Annotated in this window: 16 protein-coding genes and 2 pseudogenes; 10 read left to right on the forward strand and 8 right to left on the reverse strand. The window is 75.4% G+C overall.

The genetic code is table 11. The features are described from left to right. From M0638_RS16500 to M0638_RS16520, 5 genes are all read left to right on the forward strand, one after another. Complete coding sequence (locus M0638_RS16500) at positions 1–696, forward strand: DsbA family protein (RefSeq protein WP_248668098.1); 696 nt, start codon at positions 1–3, stop codon at positions 694–696. Positions 697–943: 247 nt separating this feature from the next. Then, positions 944–5,536, forward strand: coding sequence for an AAA family ATPase (locus tag M0638_RS16505; protein ID WP_248668099.1), 4,593 nt, complete (start codon positions 944–946; stop codon positions 5,534–5,536). A gap of 300 nt (positions 5,537–5,836) precedes the next feature. Beyond that, entirely contained in the window at positions 5,837–6,106 is a 270-nt protein-coding gene (locus tag M0638_RS16510; RefSeq protein WP_248668100.1) for a hypothetical protein, read from the forward strand. 204 nt (positions 6,107–6,310) lie between these two features. Next, positions 6,311–6,613, forward strand: coding sequence for a 50S ribosomal protein L28 (gene rpmB, locus M0638_RS16515; RefSeq protein ID WP_248668101.1), 303 nt, complete (start codon positions 6,311–6,313; stop codon positions 6,611–6,613). 214 nt (positions 6,614–6,827) lie between these two features. Then, entirely contained in the window at positions 6,828–7,691 is an 864-nt protein-coding gene (locus tag M0638_RS16520) for a sensor histidine kinase (RefSeq protein ID WP_248668102.1), read from the forward strand. Positions 7,692–7,743: 52 nt separating this feature from the next. On the opposite strand, the gene M0638_RS16525 is transcribed toward M0638_RS16520, so the two are convergent. The 5 genes from M0638_RS16525 to M0638_RS16545 form a co-directional block, all read right to left on the reverse strand. After that, positions 7,744–8,406: an orotate phosphoribosyltransferase gene (locus tag M0638_RS16525; RefSeq protein ID WP_248668103.1), complete on the reverse strand. Its 663-nt coding sequence runs from the start codon at positions 8,404–8,406 to the stop codon at positions 7,744–7,746. A gap of 223 nt (positions 8,407–8,629) precedes the next feature. Beyond that, positions 8,630–10,048, reverse strand: a complete 1,419-nt coding sequence (locus M0638_RS16530) for a Zn-dependent hydrolase (RefSeq protein WP_248668104.1) — start codon at positions 10,046–10,048, stop codon at positions 8,630–8,632. Then, positions 10,045–10,992 carry a dihydroorotate dehydrogenase gene (locus M0638_RS16535; RefSeq protein WP_248668105.1) on the reverse strand — a complete coding sequence of 316 codons (948 nt, stop codon included), beginning with the start codon at positions 10,990–10,992 and terminating at the stop codon, positions 10,045–10,047. Before M0638_RS16535 ends, M0638_RS16530 begins: the two co-directional genes overlap by 4 nt. Then, a complete protein-coding gene (locus M0638_RS16540) occupies positions 10,989–11,843 on the reverse strand; it encodes a dihydroorotate dehydrogenase electron transfer subunit (RefSeq protein WP_248668106.1) in 855 nt (284 codons plus the stop codon). The genes M0638_RS16535 and M0638_RS16540 overlap by 4 nt, the downstream gene beginning before the upstream one ends. Then, the gene (locus M0638_RS16545) at positions 11,840–13,120 is read right to left on the reverse strand and encodes an MFS transporter (RefSeq protein ID WP_248668107.1); all 1,281 of its coding nucleotides are present in this window, start codon (positions 13,118–13,120) and stop codon (positions 11,840–11,842) included. The genes M0638_RS16540 and M0638_RS16545 overlap by 4 nt, the downstream gene beginning before the upstream one ends. A gap of 240 nt (positions 13,121–13,360) precedes the next feature. Between M0638_RS16545 and M0638_RS16550 the strand changes: the two genes are divergently transcribed. Then, positions 13,361–14,293: a LysR family transcriptional regulator gene (locus M0638_RS16550; protein WP_248668108.1), complete on the forward strand. Its 933-nt coding sequence runs from the start codon at positions 13,361–13,363 to the stop codon at positions 14,291–14,293. A 63-nt stretch (positions 14,294–14,356) separates the two neighbouring features. On the opposite strand, the gene M0638_RS16555 is transcribed toward M0638_RS16550, so the two are convergent. Next, positions 14,357–15,997, reverse strand: coding sequence for a hydantoinase B/oxoprolinase family protein (locus M0638_RS16555; RefSeq protein ID WP_248668109.1), 1,641 nt, complete (start codon positions 15,995–15,997; stop codon positions 14,357–14,359). Then, entirely contained in the window at positions 15,997–18,069 is a 2,073-nt protein-coding gene (locus M0638_RS16560; RefSeq protein ID WP_456316044.1) for a hydantoinase/oxoprolinase family protein, read from the reverse strand. The genes M0638_RS16555 and M0638_RS16560 overlap by 1 nt, the downstream gene beginning before the upstream one ends. Before the next feature lie 809 nt (positions 18,070–18,878). Here M0638_RS16560 and M0638_RS16565 point away from each other — a divergent pair. Further along, positions 18,879–19,067: pseudogene (locus tag M0638_RS16565) on the forward strand (LysR family transcriptional regulator); the annotation flags it as partial. 107 nt (positions 19,068–19,174) lie between these two features. On the opposite strand, the gene M0638_RS16570 reads toward M0638_RS16565, so the two are convergent. After that, positions 19,175–19,543 carry a hypothetical protein gene (locus M0638_RS16570; protein WP_248668111.1) on the reverse strand — a complete coding sequence of 123 codons (369 nt, stop codon included), beginning with the start codon at positions 19,541–19,543 and terminating at the stop codon, positions 19,175–19,177. Positions 19,544–19,664: 121 nt separating this feature from the next. Here M0638_RS16570 and tcuA point away from each other — a divergent pair, with 121 nt between their 5' ends. The 3 genes and pseudogenes from tcuA to M0638_RS16585 all read left to right on the forward strand — a co-directional run. Beyond that, positions 19,665–21,062: an FAD-dependent tricarballylate dehydrogenase TcuA gene (gene tcuA / locus M0638_RS16575; RefSeq protein WP_248668112.1), complete on the forward strand. Its 1,398-nt coding sequence runs from the start codon at positions 19,665–19,667 to the stop codon at positions 21,060–21,062. Beyond that, entirely contained in the window at positions 21,049–22,188 is a 1,140-nt protein-coding gene (gene tcuB / locus M0638_RS16580) for a tricarballylate utilization 4Fe-4S protein TcuB (protein ID WP_248668113.1), read from the forward strand. Before tcuA ends, tcuB begins: the two co-directional genes overlap by 14 nt. Before the next feature lie 297 nt (positions 22,189–22,485). Beyond that, positions 22,486–22,720, forward strand: a pseudogene (locus M0638_RS16585) (hypothetical protein); the annotation flags it as partial.

Raw genomic sequence — 22,720 nt, forward strand, 5'->3', positions numbered from 1 at the left:
ATGTCCGATATCCCCGCCGCGCCCCGCCGTGGCCTGATCCTCGCCGCCGGCGCGCTGCTGGCCATGCCGCGAATCGTCCGGGCGCAAGGGGGCGCAGCCGGGGGAACGGCCGGGGGGGCTGCCGGGAACACGACCGAAACCCCGGCTCCGGCCGCCCCCGCCGCCGCGCCGGAAGGCGACCCGCGCCTGACCGAGCGCGGCATCGGCCGGCTCGACGCGCCGATGCGGGTGCAGGAGTTCATGTCGCTCACCTGCACCCACTGCGCCCACTTCCACAAGGAGACGCTGCCGAAGGTGAGGACCGAGCTGGTGCAGACCGGCAAGGTCCGCCTCGTCTGGCGCGACTTCCCGCTGGACGGCCTCGCCCTGGCCGCCGCCATGACCGCCCGCGCCCTGCCGGCCGAGCGCTACGAGGCGTTCATCGGCACCCTCTTCGCCACCCAGGACCGCTGGGCCTTCACCCGACGCCAGGACCCGCTGGAGGAGCTGCGGAAGATGGCGGCCCTCGCCGGCATGAACGCGCAGCAATTCGACGCGGTGCAGGCGGACCAAGCGCTGCGCCGGGCGGTGACGGCCTCGCGTGTCGAGGGCGAGCAGCGCTACCGCGTCGACGCCACGCCGAGCTTCGTCTTCGGGGACCGCAAGGAATCCGGCGACCTCAGCTTCGAGCGCTTCGCGCAACTGGCCGCGGGCTGAGATTGCGCGGGACCACGGTCGCCGGGTCGGCCTTTTCGGGGAAGGCGCTGCCTTCCCCGGACCCCATCCGCCAGGAACCTCAGGTTCCTGGACCTCCGCCGGCGTTTTCGGTCTCGCGGGCTGAACCGCTCGTGGCCAAAACCGAACGGGGGGTTCCAGGGGGGCTTCGCCCCCTGGCGGGGTTCCCCAAGGGGCAGTGCCCCTGGCCGGGGTCCGGGGCGGAGTCCCGGCACTGGACCATCACCGCATGAGCGACGCCCCCGACACCACCGAAGCCCCGGCGGATACTTCCGCCGCGACGGCCACGCTCACCCGCCTGCGCATCGCCGGCTTCAAGAGCTTCGCCGAGCCCACCACGGTGGAGGTGCTGCCCGGCCTCACCGGCATCGTCGGCCCGAACGGCTGCGGCAAGTCCAACGTGGTCGAGGCGCTGCGCTGGGCGATGGGCGAGAGCTCGGCCCGCGCCCTGCGCGGCGGCGAGATGGACGACGTGATCTTCGCCGGCACCGCGACGCGGCCGGGGCGCAACCTCGCCGAGGTGACGCTGAGCCTGGAGGGCGCCGCCGGCCTCGCCCCGCCGCCGCACGCCGAGGCGGACGAGCTGGAGATCACCCGCCGCATCAGCCGCGGCGAGGGCTCGGCCTTCCGCGTCAACGGGCGCGAGGTGCGTGGCCGCGACGTGCAGACGCTGTTCGCCGACATCGGCAGCGGCGCCCGCGCCTCGGCCATGGTCAGCCAGGGCCGCGTCGCGACGCTGATCGCGGCGAAGCCCGAGGAGCGCCGGCAGGTGCTGGAGGAGGCGGCCGGCATCGCCGGGCTGCGCGCCCGGCGGCACGAGGCGGAGCTGAAGCTGCGCGCCGCCGAGACCAACCTGACCCGCTCCGAGGACCTGCTCGGCCAGCTCGACGCGCAGCGCCAGGGGCTGCAGCGGCAGGCGCGGCAGGCGGCGCGCTACCGCAACCTCTCCGGCATGGCGCGGGCGGCCGAGGCGGAATGGCTGTCGCTGCTCGACGCGCGGGCGCGCACGGCGCAGGCCCAGGCGCGCGCCGGCTTCGACGCGGCGCGCGGCGCCACCGGCGCGGCCGAGGCGGCGGCCGAGGCGGCGGTGCGCCGCGTCTTCGCCGCCGAGCAGGCCCTGCCGGCCCCGCGCGAGGCCGAGGCGGTGGCGCGCACCGCGCTGGAGCGCCGGCGCGTCGAGTCGGAAGGGCTGGAGGAGGCCGAGCGGCGGGCGCGGGCGGCGCTGGAGGCGGCCGAGGCCCGACTCGCCCAGATCGCGCTCGACCTCGATCACGCCGGGCGCGCCGAGGGCGACGCGGCGGCGGCGCTGGCCCGGCTGGAGGCCGAGCACGCCGAGGTGGTCGCCGCGGAGGCAGCCCTGCCGGCGCGCGTGCAGGCGGCGGCCGAGGCGCTGGCGGCGGCCGAGGCGGCGACGGCCCGGGCCGGCGAGGCGGCGGATGCGGCGGCCGACGCGGCGGCGGCGGCCACGGCCCGGTCGCGCCAGGCGGCGGCGGAGCGGGAGGCGGCGGAAGCCCGCCTCGCCCGCGCCGCCGAGCGCCATGCGGCGCTGGCCGCCGAACGCGCGGCGGCGGCCGGCATGCAGGTGCCGCCCGAGGCGCTGGCCGGGGCGGCGGCGGCGGTGAATGCGGCCGAGGCGGCCCGTCTGGCGGCCGGCGAGGAATTGGAGCGCGCCGAGGCGGCGCGCGCGGCGGCGCAGTCGGCGGCGGCGGAGGCCGCGCGGGCGGCCGAGGCGGCGGCGGCGGAGCGCGAGCGGGCGGAGGCGGCGCAGGCCGCGCTGGCCGAGCGCACCCGGCGCGCCGAGCGCGACCACGCGGCGCTGGTGGCCGAGCACGAGGCGGCGCGGCGGGCGCTGGTGCCGGCCGAGCGGCTGGAGGCGGCCGGCGCCGCCCTGGCCGACGCGGAACGGGCGCTGGCCGAGGCCGCCGCGTCGCTGGAGTCGGCGGAGGCCGCGCGCGCGGCGGCCGAGGAGGAATCCGCCGCCTCGGCACGCCGCCTGACCGGCGCCGAGGCCACGCGCGCCCAGGCCGAGACCGACCGCGCCACCCTGGCGCAGCGGGCACAGCGCCTGGCCGGGCAGTTGCAGTCGCTCGGCGTGGAACTGGCGAAGGCAGAGGCGGCACGCGTGCCGGCCGACCGGCTGGCGGCGGCCGAGCGGGCGGCGGCCGAGGCCACCGAAGCCGCCGAGGCCACGCGCGCGGCGCTGGAAGCGGCGGAAGCCGCGCGCGCCGGGGCGGCCGCGGCCGAGGATGCGGCGCGCCGCGCGGCGGCGGCGGCGGATGCGTCGCGGGCCGGCCTCGCGGCCGAGGCGGACGGGCTGACCGCCCTGCTGGCCGAGGCGGGCAGCGGCGGCGGCGCGCCGATCCTCGATTCGGTGACGGTGCCGGCGGGGCTGGAGGCGGCGCTCGGCGCGGCGCTGGGCGAGGCGCTAGAAAGCCCGACCGACCCGGCCGCCCCCCGCCACTGGCGGGCGCTGCCGGCGCTCGACCCGCTCTCGGCGGTGCCCGGCGATGGTGTGCGGCCGCTCTCGGCGCTGGTGGAGGCGCCGGCCGAACTGGCGCGGGCGCTGTCGCAGGTCGGGCTGCTGCCGGACGGGGCGGACGGCGCGGCGTGGCAGGCGGCGCTGCGTCCCGGCCAGGCGCTGGTGCGGGCGGATGGCGCGCTGTGGCGCTGGGACGGCCATGTGCTGGCCGCCGGCGCCCCGGGCCCGGCGGCGGCGCGGCTGCGCCAGCGCAACCGGCTGCGCGCGGTGCGCGACGAGCTGGCCGCCGCCGAGGCCGAGGCGGCACGGACGGCAACGGCCGGCCGGGAGGCGGCCGAGGCGGCGAAGACGGCCACGGCGCGCGAGGCGGCGGCGCGGGAGGCGCGCCGCTTGGCCGAGGCACGGCTCGGGGAGGCGCGTTCCGCCCTCTCGGCGCTGGCGGCGCGCGAGGCCGAGGCGGCGGGCCGGGTGGCGGCGCTGACGCCGCAGCGCGACCGGCTGCTGGCCGAGCGCGACGAGACGGCGGCGGCGCTCCGGGCGGCCGAGGCCACGCTCGCCGGCCTGCCGGAGATCGCCGCCCTGCGCGCGGCGCGCGGCGAGGCGGCGCGGGCGGCGAACGCGGCGGCGCAGGCGCTGGAGGCGGCGCGTGGGGCGCGTCGTCGGGCGGATCAGGGATTGCAGGAGGCCCGGGCGGCGCAGTCGCGCCTCGCCGCGCAGGGGGCGGAGGCGGAGAGCCGCGCCGCCGCCCTGGCGCCGCAGCGCGAGCGGCTGGATGGCGAGCTGGCGACGCTGCGGCAGGCCCTGGCGGACGCGTCGGCGGCCGTCGCGGCCCTGCCGGCGCCGGAGGCGGTGCGGACGGCGCGCGACGCGGCGGCGGCCGAGGCCGCGCGGGCCATGGCGGCGGAGGCGGCGGCGCGGGAGGCGCGCCGGGCGGCCGAGTCGGCGCTGGAAGCGGCGCGCGCGGAATCCGCCCGTCTGGCGGCGGCGGCGAGCGAGGCGGCAAGCCTGCTGGCGGCGATCGAGCCGCAGCTCGCCGCCCGCACGGCGGAGCTGGCCGAGGCGGAGGCCGCGCTGGCGGCGCTGCGCGAGGCCGAGGCCGGGCTGGCCGATCCCGAGGCGGCGCGCGCGACGCTGGAGGCCGCGCGCGAGGCGCTGGCCGCGGCGCGCGGCGAGGAGGCGGCGGCGCGCGCCGCCCGCTTCGCGCTGGAGGGCGAGGATGCGCGGCTCGCCGCCCGCCGTGCGGCGCTGTCGGGCGAGGCGGCGGCCTGGGGCACGCGCCGGACGGATGCGGCCGGGCGCGTCGGGGAATTGCGCCGCCGCCGGGATGCGGCGGCGGCCGAGCGCGAGTCGGTGGCCGAGGCGCCGGAGGCCGCCGAGGCCCGCCGCCGGGAGGGCGGCCGCCTCCTGGCCGAATCCGAGGCCGCCCACCGCGCCGCCGCCGCCGCGCTGCTCGCCGCCGAGACCGAGGCGCGCGAGGCGGCCGAGGCGCGGCGCGCGGCCGATGCCGCCTTCGCCGCGGCGCGCGAGGCGCAGGTCAGGGCCGAGAGCCTGCTGGCCCAGGCCGATGCCGCCGCCGCCACGGTGGCCGGGCGCGTGGCCGAGCGCCTCGGCGCCACGCCGCTGCCGCCGCCCGGCCCGGAGCTGACCGATGCCGCCGAGGAGAAGGCGCGGCGCAAGGCCGAGCGGCTGCTGCGCGAGCGCGAGGAGATGGGCCCGGTCAACCTGCGCGCCGAGGACGAGGTGACCGAGATCGAGGCCCGCATCGGCGGCATCGAGCGCGAGCGCGAGGAGATCGGCGCCGCCATCGCCAAGCTGCGCGGCTCGGTCGGCCACCTGAACCGCGAGGGCCGGGAGCGGCTGCGCGCCGTGTTCCAGCGCGTGGACACGGAATTCCGCGCCCTGTTCGGCCGCCTGTTCGGCGGCGGCCGGGCGCACCTGGCGCTGGTCGGCTCCGACGACCCGCTGGAGGCGGGACTGGAGATCTACGCCGAGCCGCCGGGCAAGAAGCTCGCCGCCCTGTCGCTGCTCTCGGGCGGCGAGCAGGCGCTGACGGCGCTGTCCCTGGTCTTCGCCGTGTTCCGCTGCAACCCGGCGCCGGTCTGCGTGCTCGACGAGGTGGACGCGCCGCTCGACGACGCCAACGTGGAGCGGCTCTGCGACCTGCTGGAGGCGATGGCGGTGGAGGCGGGCACGCGCTTCCTGGTCGTCACCCACCACGCCCTGACCATGGGGCGGATGCACCGGCTGTACGGGGTGACGATGCAGGAGCGCGGCGTCTCCCGCCTGCTCTCGGTGGATCTCGGGCGGGCGGTGGAGATGGCGGAGGCGCCGCGCGGGGGCTGATCCTCCGGGGCCGTGCCGCCCGGAGTTGTTCCAGAGAGCCGTTCCAGAGAGCCGCTTCCGGCCCGACCGCATCGGGCCGGAACGGCTCCGGCCGCTGCTCCGGCGCATCTTCCGGGCCGCTGGGCCTGGAAATGCTCCGGGGGCCCGCCCCGCCCCGGCGGGCGAGCCCCGCCCCGCCGGGAACGCCCGCGCGTGTCCCGCCGGCGACGCATCGCGGCGAAACCGTGGCATCTGGCCGGCCGGGGGTTCCGGCAGCGGCCGGGCGCGACTATCTCCCGCCGCAGAAGGAGTATCCGCCTGATGCAGCTCGACCCGGAGGGCATGGCCCCCGAAGACCTCAGCCACGCCGGCGCGGTGATCGACAAGGCCATCGAGTACATGCTGGAGCAGAACATCGCCTCGATCTCGATCGCCTCGGCGCTGCTCGGCGGGGCGCTCGGGCTGCTCTCGCGCACGCTGGACGACCGCGCCGTGGCCGGCATCCTGCGCAGCGCGCTGCGCTCGGTGGAGAGCGGCGAATTGCGCGCCATGCGGCAGGCGCCGCCGCCGGGCGCCTCGGTGCCGGGCTGAGCGGTACGGGCCGGCCATCGCGGCGCGGCATCCACCGAACCGCCGCGGTGCGGCGTCCGCCGGGGCGCCGCATGGCTTGACGCGGCGGGTCGGCTCGGTCATACGCCTGCCCCTCAACCGTTCCCCCGCGCGCGGTGCGACCGTGCGCGGGCGCCCCCGCGTTGCCGCTCGGGGCGCCCCTTGCGAGATTCAGGAGTACGCGTCATGGCCCGCCGCTGCGGTATCACCGGCAAGGGCGTGCTGACCGGCAACAACGTCAGCCACGCCAACAACAAGACCCGGCGCCGCTTCCTGCCGAACCTGCAGGAGACGTCGTTCTTCTCCGACGTGCTCGGCACCAGCATCCGCCTGCGCCTGACCACGCACGGCATCCGCACGGTGGAGCACAATGGCGGCCTCGACAGCTTCCTGCTGGAGACGCCGGACCGCCGCCTGCCGACCGAGGCGATCACGCTGAAGCGCCGCATCGCGCGCGCCCAGGCCAAGAAGGCCGCCGCCGCGGCCTGAAGCAAGACGGCCGCCGCCGCGGCCTGAAGCCGGCACGGGGCGCGCCGCACGGGCGGCCGCCCTGGCCGATGTGGGACGCTGCCATGCCGGGGCCTTGTCCCGGCGGGCTTCCGCGACGTGCGGGCGCGCCGCCGCGGGCGCGCACCGGCTCGTGAGGCGCCATCGCGGTGCCGGTTAACCCGGCATCAGGGTTTGTCGCATTACTGATGCCGGCATGCCCGAGAATCCCGTTTTCCTGGCTGTCTGTGCCCTGGTCCTGTCGCTCCTGGCAGGGGCCTGCCTGCACTATCGCCGGCGGCTCCGGCATTGCGAGGCGGCGTTGGCGGAGGCGCGGCGCGGCCTCGCGGCCGGCGGACGTTGCCTGGGGCTGGTGGCCAGGGAATTGCGCGTGCCGGCCTTCGGCATGCTGGGCCATGCGGAGCGGCTTGGGGCGCAGTCGCCCGAGGCGGCGCCCGAGGCGGTCAGCGTCGGCGCGCTGGCCATCGCCGCCATGGCGCGCGAGCTGCTGCGGCTGACCGAGGACGTCGCCGACCTTGCCGCGGCCGAGGCCGGGCCCGGCGTGGTGGCGCCGGAGGCCTTTCCCGTGGCGCCCCTGCTGCGCGAGGTGACGGAGACGGTGGGCAGCCTGCTCGGCCCCGCCTGCCGGCACTGGCGGATCGCGCGGGAGCTGGAGGTCGCCACCCTGCATGCCGACCGGCGGGCGTTGCACGGCGTCCTGTCCCATGTGCTGACCCGGGCGGCGCGGCTGTCGCGGGATGGCGACTTCATCGCGCTGCGCCTCCTGCGCACCGCCGACACCGTCTCGCTGATCGTCGAGGACGAGGGGATGGGCGCGGGCGCCGGGGATCTCGCGGTGGACGCGGCGGCGGGGGACGAGGCGATGCGCACCCGCGGCATGGGCTTCGGCCTGGCCATGGCGCAGCGCCTGATGCGCGCCCATGGTGGCGAGCTGCGGCTGGAGGCGGTGCCGGGCGTGGGCACGCGCACCTGGCTGACCCTGCCCGGCACGTGCCTGGTGGAAGCGCGGCCGCTGCCGGCGCGCCCGTCCGTCGGCGCGCTGGTCGCCGCGCCGGGTTGAGGCGGCCGAGGCAGGGCCGCGTTCCTGGCGGCGCCGCCCGGTCCAGCCTCGATCACCGGGGCGGCGTCATGGGCGCCCTGCGGCCGCCATGGTCGGCCGACCAGCCCGCCGGGTCGCGCAGGAACCGCTCGATCACGTCCCGGTCCGCCGGGGAGAGCAGCGTTTCGCCCGCTTCCGGGCGCAGCACGTCGTCCCAGCTGGCCAGCGCGTGCAGCGACAGGCCCAGATGCTCGAGGCGCGCATCCCAGCCGGGAAAGGCGCGGTTGTGGAACAGCACCAGCGCGTCGGACAGCCGCATCCCGGCGGTCCGCAACCCCTGGGCGAAGGCGACCTTGCTGGCCGCGTCGGTCGCGAGGTCGTCCACCAGCAGCACCCGCGAGCCCTCCGGCGCACCACCTTCGACCTGGGCGTGGCGCCCGATGCCCAGGGGTCGCTTGCGGACGTAGAGCAGCGGCAGGCCGAGCCGGTCCGCGATCCAGGATGCCCAGGGGATGCCGGCCGTCTCCCCCCCCGCGACGGCGTCGAAGGGCGGCGCGGCGCCGAAGCGCTGCCGGAGGTAGTCCAGGGCCAGGGCGATGGCCCCGGCGCGCAGGTGCGGCATGCCCAGCAGGCGCCGGCAGTCCACGTAGACGGGGCTGGCCCAGCCCGCCGCCAGCACGAAGGGGCGGTCATGGCTGACCTGGACCGCCCCTGCCTCCAGCAGGAGCCTGGCCATCCCGGCACCCGTCCCGGCGGGGGCGGCACCGGCGCCGTCCGCGCCCGTCATCGGCCGTCCTCCCGGATGTCCCGGGCCGCGTCTCCGCCACCCTGCGCCGGGGCATCCGCCGCGGCGGCCGTCGGCACCGGAGCGGCGCGCCGGCAGGCGGGAACGCCCGGGGGCGCGGATCCGCCCGGACGGCGGGACGCGATCGGGGCGGTCGCAGCGTCCGCCGGCATGGTCAGGCGGCCCCCTCGGTCAGGGCGAGCCGCAGCACCTCGGCACCGGCCATGAAATCCTCCATCTCCATCGCCTCCCGCGGGTTGTGGGAGCCGTTCTCGTTGCGCACGAAGAGCATGACGCTGGGCACGCCGGCATTGCTGAAGACGGCCGCGTCGTGGCCCGCCCCGCTGGCCATGGGCTCGTCGGGCAGGCCCAGGCGGCGGACGATGCCGCGCAGCCGCCCGATCCAGCCCGGGTCCATCACCGCCGGCGCGGTGTCCAGGCGCCGCTCCGCCGCGAAGCGCACGCCGCGCTCCGCCTCGACGCGGCCGCACTCCTCCACGAACAGCGCATGGAACGCCTCCAGCGTCGCCTGGGACTGGCTGCGCGCCTCGAAGGAGAAGCGCAGCCGGCCGGGGATTCGGGCGATGGCGTGCTCGGCCGGGTCGGTGCCCAGCACCCCGGTCGTCACCACGAGGTCGTGGCCCTGGCCGAGCATCGCCTGCCAGTGCCCGTCCAGCCGGTGCAGCAGGTCGGCGGCGGCGAACACCGCGTCGTGGCGCAGCCAGCGCGGCACCGCGCCGGAATGGCCGGCCTCGCCGAGGCAGGTGACGCTGCGGTGGCGGACATTGCCGCGGATGCCGGTCACCACCGAGACGGGCAGGCGGCGGGCGACCAGCACCGGCCCCTGCTCGATGTGCAGCTCCAGCCAGGCCGAGAGCGAGGCCGGGTCCAGCAGCGCCTCGCCGCGCCCGATCCGCGCCACGTCGGCGCCGGCCTCGGCCATGCAGTCGCGCAGGGTGCGGCCGGTGACGGCGTGCGGCAGGGCGAGGTCGGCCGGGGAGAGCTGCCCGAACAGCGCTGAGGAGCCCATGTAGGCCCGGCCGAAGGCGGCGCTCTCCTCGCCGCGCAGCGCGTAGAGGCGGATGGCGCGGCGGGGCGCGAAGCCTTCGGCCCGCAGCCGCGCCAGCGCCATCAGCCCGGCGATCACCCCCGCCGCGCCGTCGAAATTGCCGCCCTGCGGCACGGAATCGAGGTGCGAGCCGCAGGCCAGGGCGGGCAGGGCGGGATCGCTGCCGGGCAGGGTGACGACCAGGTTGGCGCCGGCGTCGCGCGCCGTCTCCAGCCCGTGCCGGCGCGCCGCCGCCTCGACGAGGTCGAGCGCCGCGCTCTCGCCGGCGCCGTAGCTGTCGCGGGTGATGCCGACGCCGTCGTCGCCGGCGCGGCGCAGCGCGTCGAACAATTCCTCCGCCAGGGCGCGGCTCGCGGCGGCGGCCTCGCCCAGCCAGGGAGGCGCCTCGGTCGATCCGGGGGCCGGTCCGGAAACCGGCGCCGCGGCGGCCGCGCCGCCCGGCGCGGGTGGCATCGTGACGCCCGGCGCGGATGACGTCGTGGCGCCCGGCACCGCCGGCGCGGCGCCCGTCCGGTCCGCCGTCATGGCGCCGGGGATACCCAGGAAAGGTCTTCCTCGTCGGCCTCCTCGTGCCGCAGCGCGCCGGTCAGCGAGGCGACGCGGTCGATGCCGCGCGCCTCGCAGAAGCGGTCCAGCCCCTCGATCACCTCGATCATGGCGCGGCTGTTGAGGAAGGTCGCGGTGCCCACCTGCACCGCCGCCGCGCCGGCCAGCATGTACTCGGCCGCGTCCGCCGCCGTGGCGATGCCGCCGCAGCCGATGACCGGGGCGCGCACGGCGCGGGCGCACTGGTAGACCTGGCGCAGGATCATCGGCTTGATCGCCGGGCCCGAGAGGCCGCCCATGACGTTGCCGAGGCGCGGGCGGAAGGTGTTCAGGTCGATCGACATGGCGAGCACCGTGTTGGCCACCACCAGCGCGTCGGCGCCCGCGCCCTCGGCCGCCCGCGCCACCTCGGCGATGTCGCCGGTGTTGGGCGTGAGCTTGACCCAGAGCGGCAGCGCGGTCGCGGCGCGGAGCTGGCGCACCACCGCCTCGGTGGAGGCGGCGCGCATGGCGAAGGCCTTGCCGTCCTCCTCGATGTTCGGGCAGGAGATGTTGGCCTCGATGGCGGCCACCCCCGGCACGCTGATCTCCGCCGCCAGCGAGGCGAAGCCCTCGGCGGTCGGCGCCGAGATGGAGACCACCAGCGGCGGCGACCAGCGCCGGTAGAGCGGCACCGTCTTCTCCAGCAGGTAGGGGATGCCCTTCGACGGGATGCCGATGGCGTTGAGCATGCCCCCCGCCACCTCGGCCACGCGCGGCAGCGGGTTGCCGTCGCGCAGCTCGCGGGTGACGGTCTTGGTCACCAGGGCGCCGAGCCGGTCGAGGTCGATCGCCTCGCCCAGCCCCTCGGCGAAGGTGCCGGAGGCGGGCATCACCGGATTGGCGAGGCGCAGCCCGCCGATCGTCACGGCAAGGTCGGTCACGGCAGCGCCTCCAGCAGGTCGAAGACCGGGCCGTCCCAGCAGACGCGCCGGTGGACGATCTCGCCGCCCAGGTTGAAGTCGCGCACGCAGCAGAAGCAGAGGCCGAGGCCGCAGGCCATCTGCTGCTCCATCGCCACCTGGCCGGGCAGGCCGAACTCGCGCGCGAGCAGCTGCTGCACCCGCAGCAGGCGGGCCGAGCCGCAGGTGAAGAAGGCGTCGCAGCGCCCCTCGGCGATCAGGCCGCGCAGCAGCCGCTCCACATTGGCCGGGCCGCTGCTGCCCTCGGCGTCGGTCACGGTCAGCACCGTGGCGCCGTGGGCGCGGAACAGCGCGTCGGAGACGACGAGGTCCGGCCGGCGCGCCGAGAGGATGGCGGTGACGCCGATCCCCGCCCGCCGCGCCGCCTGCGCCATCGGCCCGAGCGTCGCGAGGCCGGCGCCGCGCCCCACCGCGACGATGTGCTTCCAGGCCGGGTCCAGCCGGTAGCCGCGGCCGAGCGGGCCGAGGAGCTGCATCGTGTCGCCCGGGGCGAGGGTGGCGAGGCCCCGCGTGCCGAGGCCCGTCACCTTGTAGAGGAACTCCACCCGCCGCCGCGCCGGGTCGGCGCCGTAGAGGCTCATCGGGCGGCGCAGGAAGGGCGCCGCGCCCGCCGGGGTGCCGGGCGGGGCGGGGCAGAGGAGCTGGTAGAACTGCCCCGGCGCCGCCGTCGCCGCCAGCTCGCTGCACGAGACCACGAGATGGCGGTACTCGCCGTTGACGACCTCGTTGGCGAGGACCGCGACAGCCTCCTCCGCCGCGCTCGGGCGGAAGGCGCCGGGCCCCTCGGCCGCGGCTTCTGCCGTGGCGCTCATGACAGCGCCTCGCCCTTGCGCTCGGGGATCAGCAGCCACAGCGCCAGCATGTCGAGCCCGTAGAGCAGCGCGAGCAGGGCGATGGCGGTGTCGAACCCCCAGGCCATGGCGACGGCGCCGACCACGACCGGGCCGAAGCCGCCGATGGCGCGGCCGATGTTGAACAGCACGTTCTGCGCCGTGGCGCGCGCCGCCGTCGGGTAGAGCTCGCTCATCAGCGCGCCGTAGCCGCCGAGCATGCCGTTGACGAAGAAGCCCATCACCGCGCCGGCCACCAGCAGCGCCATGGGATCGGTCAGCCGCGAATACACCACCACCATCACGGCGGCGCCGAGCATCCAGGCGAGGAAGGCCGGCCGGCGGCCGACGCGGTCCGCGACGTGGCCGAAGGCGTAGATGCCCACCGCCATGCCGAGGATGGTGACGGCGGTCCAGGCCGCCGACTGGGTGAGGCCGAAGCCGAACCGCCCCGAGAGGTAGTTCGGCAGCCAGATCATCACGCCGTAGTAGCCGAAATTCTGCACGCCGCAGAGGATCACCATGCCGAGGCTGCGGCGCGCCGTCTCCGCATCCGCCACCAGCAGCCGCAGCGAGGACTTTGCCGGCGGCGTCGCGGCCTTCGCATTCTCCCCGCGCGCGGAATGCGCGACGAACACCTCCGGCTCGTGCAGGCCGCGGCGGATGAAGTAGGCGGCGACGGCGGGGAACAGGCCGATGGCGAACATGCCGCGCCAGCCGATCGCCGGCAGCAGCAGCGGCGTCAGCAGCGCCGCCGCCAGCACGCCGAGCTGCCAGCCGAGGCCGACATAGGAGGAGGCGCGCGCCCGCCTGCTGGCCGGCCAGGCCTCGGCCACCAGCGCCATGCCGATGCCGAACTCGCCGCCGAGGCCGATGCCGGCGATGGTGCGGTAGGCCAGCAGGTCCCAGTAGCCCTGCGCCAGGGCGCAGAGGCCGGTGAAGACCGCGAACAGCACGATGGTCCAGGTCAGCACCCGCACCCGCCCGAGCCGGTCCGAGAGCATGCCGAAGCCGACGCCGCCGATCACGGCGCCGACCAGCGTGGCGGTCACCAGCGAGGCGGCCTCGGCCTGGGTGAGGCCGAGATCGGCGGCGATGGCCCGCAGCATGAAGCCCAGGATCAGCAGGTCGAAGCCGTCCATAGCGTAGCCGAGGGCGGAACCCGCGAGGGCCTTCCAGGCGTCGCGGGTGACGACGTCGCCTCCCGCGGGGACGGCGCCCGGCGCGGGCACCGCAAGATCGGGTGGAGCAGTCGGCATCGAGGATCATTCCCTTCCGTGCGTGCCGGGGCCGGGACCGTCCGGACCGGTGCGTTGCGTCGGCGGCAGGTCCCGCGTCGCGTCGCGGGTGCCGCGCCGGCCCGGGGTGAAGCGCCGCCGGCACCTCCCGCGCCGGCCGCCGGGCCGCCCGTCCGCACCTTTCCCAGAAGGATACCGCTCGAACAAGAACAGGATATCGGCCATGCTGATGCCGTTCCGGCATCAGTGACGGAGGCGGCCGTGCAGCGGCCCCGCTATCGCATCCACGCGGCGGCGCTGGCCTACTTCGACGCCGTCCGCCGCGCCGGCGGCATCCGGGAGGCCGCGCGCCGCCTCAACGTCGCCTCCTCCGCGGTCAACCGGCAGATCCTCGCGCTGGAGGCGGAAGTGCAGGCGCCGCTGTTCGAGCGCCTGCCCGACGGCCTGAAGCTGACCGCGGCGGGGGAGATCCTCGCCCACCACGTCATCGGCGTGCTGCGCGACGCGGAGCGGGTCCGGTCGGCGCTGGACGCGCTGAAGGGGCTGGAGGCGGGCCATGTCGAGCTGGCGACCCTGGAGGGCCTGTGCCACCACCTCGTCCCGGCCGCCATCGCCGCCATGAGCGCCCGCTACCCGCGGGTCAGCATCGGGGTCGCCATTCTCGGCACCGAGGCGATCCCGGCCGCGGTCGCCGCCGGGGAGGCCGATCTGGGCCTGGCCTTCGAGGTCGGGCCGCGCCCGGAGCTGCGCCGGATCGCCGCGGCACGGTTCCGCCTCGGCGCCGTGGCGCCGGCGGCCTCACCCCTGGCGGCGCTGCCGCACACCTCCCTGAGCGAGATCCGCCACCACCCGCTCATCCTGCCGAAGGGGAACTTCGCCAACCGGCAGCAGCTCCACCCCATGCTCGTCCAGGCGGGGCTGGCGGATCGCGGGCGCTACGAGGCGGGCTCCATCGACCTGATGAAGCAGCTCGTCCTCAGAGGCCTCGGGGTGGGGCTGATGACCCGCATCGGCATCGAGCAGGAGCTCGCCGCCGGTCTCCTGGCCCATGTGCCGCTGCGGCACGGCCGCGGCCATCTGCAGAGCGGCCTGAACCTCTACGGCCGCGCCGGCACCCCGCTGCCCATCGCCACGGAAATGCTGGCGCACCACCTGTCGGACGTGCTGGCCGAGGCGGCGGCCCTGGAGACGTGAGCCGCGCCACGCCCGCCGGCGGCGCCACGCCCCGGCGGGCGCGGCGGCGGGGCGGCCCCGCCTTCAGCGCGTGACCAGCCCGTCGGCCCTGTCGCGCTCGGTGAGCGCCGGGTCGCGCCCGGCCGGGTCGCCCATGCCGCCGCCGCCGGGCAGCAGCAGCAGCAGGCGCTTGCCCTTCGGGATCACCTGGTAGCCCTTGCTGCGCAGCGTCTCGCCGTCGGTCAGCCCGACCCAGCCCGGCGCGCCGTCGCCGCCGCCGTCGCGGCCGCGCGGCGGGTTGGCGACGCGGTCGAAGATGGCGTTGACGGCGAATTCCTGCTCGCCCTTGGTGCCGATCTCCATGATCTGGCCGAAGCCGCCGCGGGTGCGGCCGATTCCGGCCGAATCCGGGCGCAGCTCCTTCTTCCAGAAGATCACCGGCGCCACGTTCTCCGTCGCCTCCACCGGCATGGTGCGCACGCCGGAGGGGAAGGCGGTGCCGTCCAGCCCGTCCTTGCCCCGGCGCGCGCCGGTGCCGCCGGAGTTGAAGGTGATGATCTCGAAGTCCGGCAGCACCGCCTCGCCGCCCGAGACCTGCGCGCCGCCGCGCAGCGGCGGGTTCCACAGCGCCGAGGAGCCCTCGGCCACCACCCGGTCCGGCACCGCCTGGTGCAGGCAGCCCATCATCAGATCGGGCAGGAGCTGGCCGACGATGTGGCGCACGCTGACCGCGAAGGGGCGCGGCGCGTTGAGGATGCAGCCCTCCGGGATCACCATGCGGAAGGGCGCGAGGCTGGCCCAGTTGTTCGGGATCTCCGGCGCCACCACGCACTTGATGCCGAAGCAGGCATAGGCGCGGGTGTAGGCGGCGGGCACGTTGATGCCGCGCCCGGAGAGGCCGGAGGTGCCGGCGTAGTCCACCTCGATGTGGTCGGGGTGGACCGTCATCGCCGCCTTCAGCGTGACGGGCGCTTCGTAGCCGTCGGAGCGGATCTCGGCGCGGTAGGTGCCGCGCGGCAGGCGCTCGATCTCGGCCAGCGTCGCGCGGAGCGAGCTGTCGAAGATGTAGGCGGCCAGCGCGTCCAGCCCGTCGAGGCGGAACTCGTCCAGCATCTCGACCAGCCGCTTGGCGCCGGCGTCGTTGCAGGCGCAGAGGGAATAGACGTCGCCCTCCAGCTCGACCGGCGTGCGGGAGCCCGCGCGGATGAAGTCGAAGAAGGTCTCGTTCGCCCGGCCCCGGTCGAAGCACTTGACGATCGGGATGTACATCCCCTCCTCGAACACGGAGCGCCCCTCGGGCCCCATGCCGAGCCCGCCCACGTCGATCACGTGCGCGGTGTTGGCGAACAGGCCGACGATCCTGCCCTTGTGGAAGGCCGGCGTCACCACGGTCAGGTCGTGCAGGTGGCCGGTGCCGAGCCAGGGATCGTTGGTGATGTAGTGGTCGCCCGGCTGCATCGTCTCCACCGGGAACTTGGCCAGGAAGTGGCCCACGCTCTCCATCATGGAGTTGACGTGCCCCGGCGTGCCGGTGACGGCCTGGGCCAGCATGCGGCCCTGGAGGTCGAAGATGCCGGCCGAAAGGTCGCCCGCCTCGCGCACCGTGGTGCTGAAGGCGGTGCGGATCATGGTCTGCGCCTGCTCCTCCACCACCGCGATCAGGCGGTTCCACTGGATCTGCCGCTGGATGGCGGCGAGCGCGCCGTTGCTGTTCCCGTCGGGCATCACGCCGCCTCCTTCACCAGTTCCAGATAGCCGAGCCCGTCGACGCGGCAGCGCCAGCCGGGGCCGACCAGCGTGCTGGTTTCCGCCTCGGCGACGATCGCCGGGCCGCGCAGGGTGGCGCCGGGCGCCATCGCGGCGCGGTCGTACACCGCCCAGTCCGAGACCTCGCCCGTGGCCGTGTCGCGCACCGCCTGGGTACGCGCCGGCGCCGGGGCGGGCGCCGCCTCGGGCTCGGCCACCGGCTCGGCCGCCGCCACCTCGGTCGCGACGGTGACGGCGAAGCTCATCACCTCCACGTCGCTGCCCGGCACGGGGCGGTCGAAGAAGCGGCTGTACTCCGCGTCGTACTCGGCGCGGATCGCCGCCACGTCCGCCGCCGTCAGGGTGCGGGCGGGCAGGCGCACCGCGATCTCGTGCCCCTGGCCGACATAGCGCATGTAGGCGATGCGCGTCTGCACCGTGGCCGCGCCGAAGGCGCCGGCCGCGACCACCTGCTCCGCCTCGGCCACCATGTCGTCGAGCAGCGCGTTCACCGCCGCCACGTCGAAGCTGGCGAAGCGCTGGTAGAGCGAGCGCACCACCTCGTAGCCCACCGGCGCGCGCAGGAAGCCGATCGCCGAGCCGACGCCGGCGCCGGAGGGCACCAGCACGCGGTCGATGCCGACCTTCTCGGCGACGCGGTAGCCGTGCACCGGCCCGCCGCCGCCGAAGGCGATCATCACGCGGCCCTCGTAGCCCGTGCCGCTCTCGATGGCGTGGACGCGGGCCGCGTTGGCCATGTTCTCGTCCACCATCTCGACCACGCCGAGCGCCGCCATCGGCGCGTCGAGGCCCAGCCTGCCGCCGACATGCTCGGCCAGCGCCGCGCGCGCCCGCTCGGGGAAGAGCGGCAGGTTGCCGCCGGCGAACAGCTTCGGGTCGTAGCGGCCGAGGGCGAGGTTGCTGTCGGTCACCGCCGGGCGCGTGCCGCCGCGGCCGTAGCAGGCCGGGCCCGGATCGGCGCCGGCGCTCTCCGGCCCCACCTGGATGCGGCCGAGGCTGTCCACCTGCGCGATCGAGCCGCCGCCGGCGCCGATCTCCACCATCTCGATCACCGGGATGCGCAGCGGCAGGCCGGAGCCCTTCTTGAAGCGCCCGACGCGGGCCACCTCGAAGGTGCGGCTGTTCTGCGGCCGGAAGTCGTCGATCAGGCAGATCTTCGCCGTGGTGCCGCCCATGTCGAAGGAGAGCACGTTGGCGAAGCCGCGCTGGCGCGCCACGTGCGCCGAGAAGATGGCGCCGCCCGCCGGGCCGCTCTCCACGAGGCGGATCGGGAAGCGCGCCGCCGTCTCCAGCGTGGTCAGCCCGCCGCCCGAGAGCATCAGGAAGAGCGGGCAGGCGAAGCCCGCCGCCTGCACGCCGTCGCGCAGCCGGTGCAGGTAGCTGGCCATCAGCGGCTGGACATAGGCATTGGCGACGGTGGTGGAGAAGCGCTCCCACTCGCGCATCTCCGGGCTCACCTCGCTGCTCAGCGAGACCGGCAGCTCCGGCCACAGCTCGCGCAGGATCGCGGCGGCGCGCTGCTCGTGCGCCGGGTTGCGGAAGGCGTGCAGGAAGCCGATCGCCAGGCTCTCGATGCCCTCGGCGCGCAGGAAGGCGACGCGTTCGCGCAGCGCGGCCTCGTCCAGCGGCAGCAGCACCTTGCCGGTGTTGTCGAGCCGCTCCGGCACCGGCACGCGCCAGCGGCGCGGCACCAGCGGCTGCGGCAGCTCGATGTCGAGGTCGTACTGGTCGTAACGGCTCTCGTTGCCGAGGGCGAGCACGTCGCGGAAGCCCTCGGTGGTCAGCAGCGCCGTGCGCGCGCCCTTGCGCTCGATCACGGCGTTGGTCGCGAGCGTCGTGCCGTGGACGAACAGCGCGATGTCACCGGGGGCGAGGCCGGCCTTGGCCAGCAGCACCCGGATGCCTTCCAGCACGCCCTGCTCCGGCGCGTGCGGCGTGGTCAGCACCTTGGCGGTCTGGCGCGCCGTCCCGCCGGGGCCGGCCCACTCCACGGCGAGATCGGTGAAGGTGCCGCCGATGTCGACGGCCAAGCGCGCGCCTCGTGTCATCCATGCCTCTCGCCGCGGCGGGCCGCATCGGAACGATGACGGCACGCGGGCCCATGCTGTCGATCCATGACTTTTGCGTCGAGGCGATGCTGCGCTTGCGCCGCGTCGTCGCCGCGCAGGCTGCCTAGACCCCACTTTTTCGCGATGCAACAGAAAAAGGCATCGACAGGGGAATTTCCTTCGTGTGCCCATGATGCCGGCAGGAAGTCCGAAGTCTGGGCATTTTCCTGATCTGGCCGTGGCCTGTGCGGCATCTGTCCATCTCCGGAATCAATACTTTCGGTCGAAGGATGGATACTTCGAACGACGAAAGAGGCACTGCCTTGCGGCGGACGCCGCGATCCGGGCGAGCTGCCCGGCCCGCAACCGATCATCCCGTCCCGCTTCGCGAATGGCGGCGACATGTCGCCGAAAGCCGCGAACTTCAGCGAGTTGCGGCCGGATCGAGGAAGGGATCGTGGTCCGCCCGCCTGTCCGGTTCCTGAAGCGGAGATGAGGCTCGATCACGAAGCCCCGCTCCCGCCGCCGCGCGCGGCGGTGGCGGGCGACGATCCGGTGGCCGAAGAACCCGAAGGCATCCATGTATCGGGACTGTGCCCTGCGGAGGTTCCGGCAATGCCTCCATGGAATTCGCGCGCGGCTTCCAAGTGCTTGAGCGGGAACGCGATGTGGAAGGGGGCAAGGGCATTCGTCCCGCGCCCTCGCGCGGCAGGCCGGGCGGGTGCGTCCTTCCCTGACGGCGCGCAAACGGTATCGCCGTCGGATGTCATGAGATGAACTCATCGGAATTCATGACCGGGACACGCCGTCCCTCGCTCAACGCCATCCGCGGCTCCGCCGTCGCCGGCCGCACGCCGAGCCTCACCGCCGCCGCGCGCGAACTGGGCGTGACCCAGGGCGCCGTCAGCCGCATGGTGCAGGTGCTGGAGGCGGCGCTCGGCGTCCGCCTGTTCCAGCGCGCCGGGCGCAGCATCGCGCTCACCCCGCGCGGGGTTGGCGGGGCGGCCGCACGCCGCATCGGCGAATCACACGGGTCCGCACTTGTGCGGACCCGTGTGAGCGGCGCGGCGGCCCGCCCGGGTCCCTCTCAGTCCGGCCGGATCGGCAGCGGGTCGGCGCCCAGCAGCACGGGCGTGAGCGCCCAGGCGGCGAGGCAGCCCAGCAGCGTGCCGAGGACGAGCAGCGGTGGCCGGAACGGACGCCACCCGTGCCGCACGCCGAGCAGCATCGCCAGGCCCTCCGGCACGTAGGCGAGGCAGTAGAGCAGGTTGGCGATCACCGCGAGCGAGAACAGGCCGAGCCAGCCGCCGGGCACCAGCCTGCCGGCCAGCCCGGCCGGCCCGCCCGCCACCAGCAGCACGGTTGCCGCCAGCGCCAGCACGTAGAGCAGGCGGCCGCGCTCCCAGAAGCGGAGGGCGTCGCGCAGCGCCGGGGTGTCGGGGCCGGGAGGGGGCATGACCACACCATAGCCATGCCAGCTTTCGTCGGACCATTCCCCACTGCCTCGCCGCTTGCGGCCGGCAGCCCGCCGCCGTATTGTACCCGAAGGGATACAATGAAGGGATGCGAGGCGGCCCATGGTGGACCTGTCGCGGCTCTACGACGTCCTCGTGGTGGGTGGTGGCAACGCGGCGTTGTGCGCGGCGGTCACGGCGCGCCAGGCGGGGTGCAGCGTGCTGGTGCTGGAGCACGCGCCGAAGCCGCTGCGCGGCGGCAACAGCCGGCACACGCGCAACATGCGCACCATGCACAAGGCGCCCACCTCGGTGCTCACCGAGGCCTATCTGGAGGACGAGTACTGGGACGACCTGCTGCGCGTCACCGGCGGGCAGACGGATGAGCGGCTGGCGCGGCTGACCATCCGCGCCACGGCCGATGCGCTGCCCTTCATGGAAGCCTGCGGCGTGCGCTTCCAGCCCTCGCTGACCGGCACGCTGAACCTCTCCCGCACCAACGCCTTCTTCCTCGGCGGCGGCAAGGCGCTGGTGAACGCCTACTACGCGACGGCCGAACGCCTGGGCATCGACATCCTGTACGACACGGAAGTCACCGACCTCGTGCTCGACGACGGCTTCGTGCGCGAGGCGGTCGTCACCAGCAAGGGCTTCCCGGAACGGGTTCGGGCCAAGGTGGTGGTGGCTTCCTCCGGCGGCTTCCAGGCCAATCTCGAATGGCTCAAGCAGGGCTGGGGACCGGCGGCCGAGAATTTCCTGATCCGCGGCACGCCCTACGCCAAGGGCCGCGTGCTGCGCAACCTGCTCGACCAGGGCGTCGCCTCGGTGGGCGACCCGACGCAGTGCCACGCCGTCGCCATCGACGGCCGGGCGCCGAAATTCGACGGCGGCATCGTGACAAGGCTCGACTGCGTGCCGTTCAGCATCGTGGTGAACCGGAACGGCGAGCGCTTCTACGACGAGGGCGAGGATGTCTGGCCCAAGCGCTACGCCATCTGGGGCCGGCTCGTCGCGCAGCAGCCCGACCAGGTGGGCTACGCCATCATCGACAGCCGCGCCGAGCGCCTGTTCATGCCCTCGGTCTTCCCCGCCATCAAGTCGGACACCATCGAGGGGCTGGCGGAGAAGCTCGGCCTGCCACCGGCGAAGGTCGCGGCCACGGTGCGCGCGTTCAACGCCGCCTGCCGGCCCGGCCCCTTCGACAGCTCGCGCCTCGACGGGCTGCGCACCGAGGGGATCACCCCACCCAAGACCAACTGGGCGCGCGACATCAGCGTGCCGCCCTATATCGGCTACCCGCTGCGGCCGGGCATCACCTTCACCTATCTCGGCGTCAAGGTCGACGAGAACGCCCGCGTGCTGATGGAGGATGGCCGGCCCACCGCCAACCTCTTCGCCTCGGGCGAGATCATGGCGGGGTCGATTCTCGGCAAGGGCTATCTCGCCGGCTTCGGCATGGCGATCGGTACCGTGTTCGGCCGGATCGCGGGCAGGGAGGCCGCGAAGCATGCGCGAAACTGAGTCCGTCCAGGAGGCGCGCCGCGCCATGGACATCTGCAATGCCTGCCGCTACTGCGAGGGCTTCTGCGCCGTCTTCCCGGCGATGGAGCTGCGACGCGAATTCGCGGCGGCCGATCTCTCCTACCTCGCCAACCTCTGCCACAACTGCCGCGGCTGCTACTATGCGTGCCAGTACGCGCCGCCGCACGAATTCGGCATCAACCTGCCCGCCACCTTCGCCAGGGTGCGCGCCGAGACCTACGAGGAATACGCCTGGCCGAAGCCGCTCGCCGGGCTGTTCCGGCGCAACGGCACCATCGTCTCGCTCGCGGCGGCCCTCGGCATGGCGCTGGCGCTGATCCTGACCGCCGCGATCCAGGACCCGGCGGTGCTGTACAGCCCGCAGCATGGGCCGGGTGCCTTCTACCGCATCATCCCGTGGTGGCTGATGGTGACGCTCGCCGGCGGCAGCTTCCTGTTCGCCGTGCTCGCCCTGGCCATGGGCTTCCGCAATTTCTGGCGCGACACGGGCGGCCGGCCGGACGAGCTGACGCGCGGCCGACCGCTCGCCCTCGCCCTGCACGACATCCTCACGCTGCGCAACCTCGGCGGCGGGGGCGGCGGCTGCAACGACACGGGCGAGCACTTCTCCACCCTGCGCCGCCGCTTCCACCACGCCATGTTCTACGGCTTCCTGCTCTGCTTCGCCGCCACCGTCACGGCGACCTTCTACGACCACTTCCTCGGCCGCGTGGCGCCCTACCCCTTCCTCAGCCTGCCCGTGCTGCTCGGCACGGTGGGCGGCATCGGCATGGTGGCGGGCTGCGGCGGGCTGATCTGGCTCAAGGTGGTGCAGGACCAGGCGCCCGTGGCGCGCCGCCTGCTCGGCGCCGACTACGCGCTGCTCGTGCTGCTGCTGCTCACCGCCGCCACCGGCCTGCTGCTGCTGGCGCTGCGCGGCACCGGGGCGATGGGGGTGCTGCTCGCCCTCCATCTCGGCATCGTGCTGTCGCTGTTCCTGGTGGTGCCCTACAGCAAGATGGTGCACGGCGTGTACCGCTCCGCGGCGCTGCTGCGCCACGCGCTGGAGCGCAACCCGAAGCCCGCCGACCACCCCACGGACCGTTCGGCCGGCTCGACGGCCTGACGCCGCGCCGGAAAGCGCGGCCCGATCGCCGCCGGGGCAGCGCCCGGCCCCACCGCTCCGGCCGGCACCGGTCCCCGGCGAGACGGTACCGGTCCCGGCGGCGTGAATCCGTGCCGAGAACAACGAGCGACAGCGAACCGCAGTCCCGACCGGACTGCGGTTCGCCGTAGCGGGGCCGGCGGAGCGACGCGGTGGACGCCCCGGGGATCCGCCGCCCCCGTCTTGCCGAACCGCCGGCGCCCGGCCGACAGTGCGTCGGGGCCGACGGCCCCGCAACGAGCCATGGGGTTGGAAACGATGGGCATTCGGAACCGGCTGCGCGCCGGCGTGGCGGCACTGGCCCTGCTGGCGGCCGGCGCCGCCGGCGCCTCGGCCGAGATCGCGATCTCGGCCAACGACAACAAGGCGGTGCTGCGCAACGGCGTGGCCGGGGTGGCGCAGAACCCGGCGCCCGACACGATCAGCATCATCGACCTCGCCGCGCGCCCGCCGCGCGTCGCCGCCGAGATCCAGGTGCCGACCAGCGTGGTCG

Origin of the sequence: Roseomonas acroporae, from assembly GCF_023223525.1 — a bacterium.
GTDB lineage: Bacteria > Pseudomonadota > Alphaproteobacteria > Acetobacterales > Acetobacteraceae > Roseomonas_E > Roseomonas_E acroporae.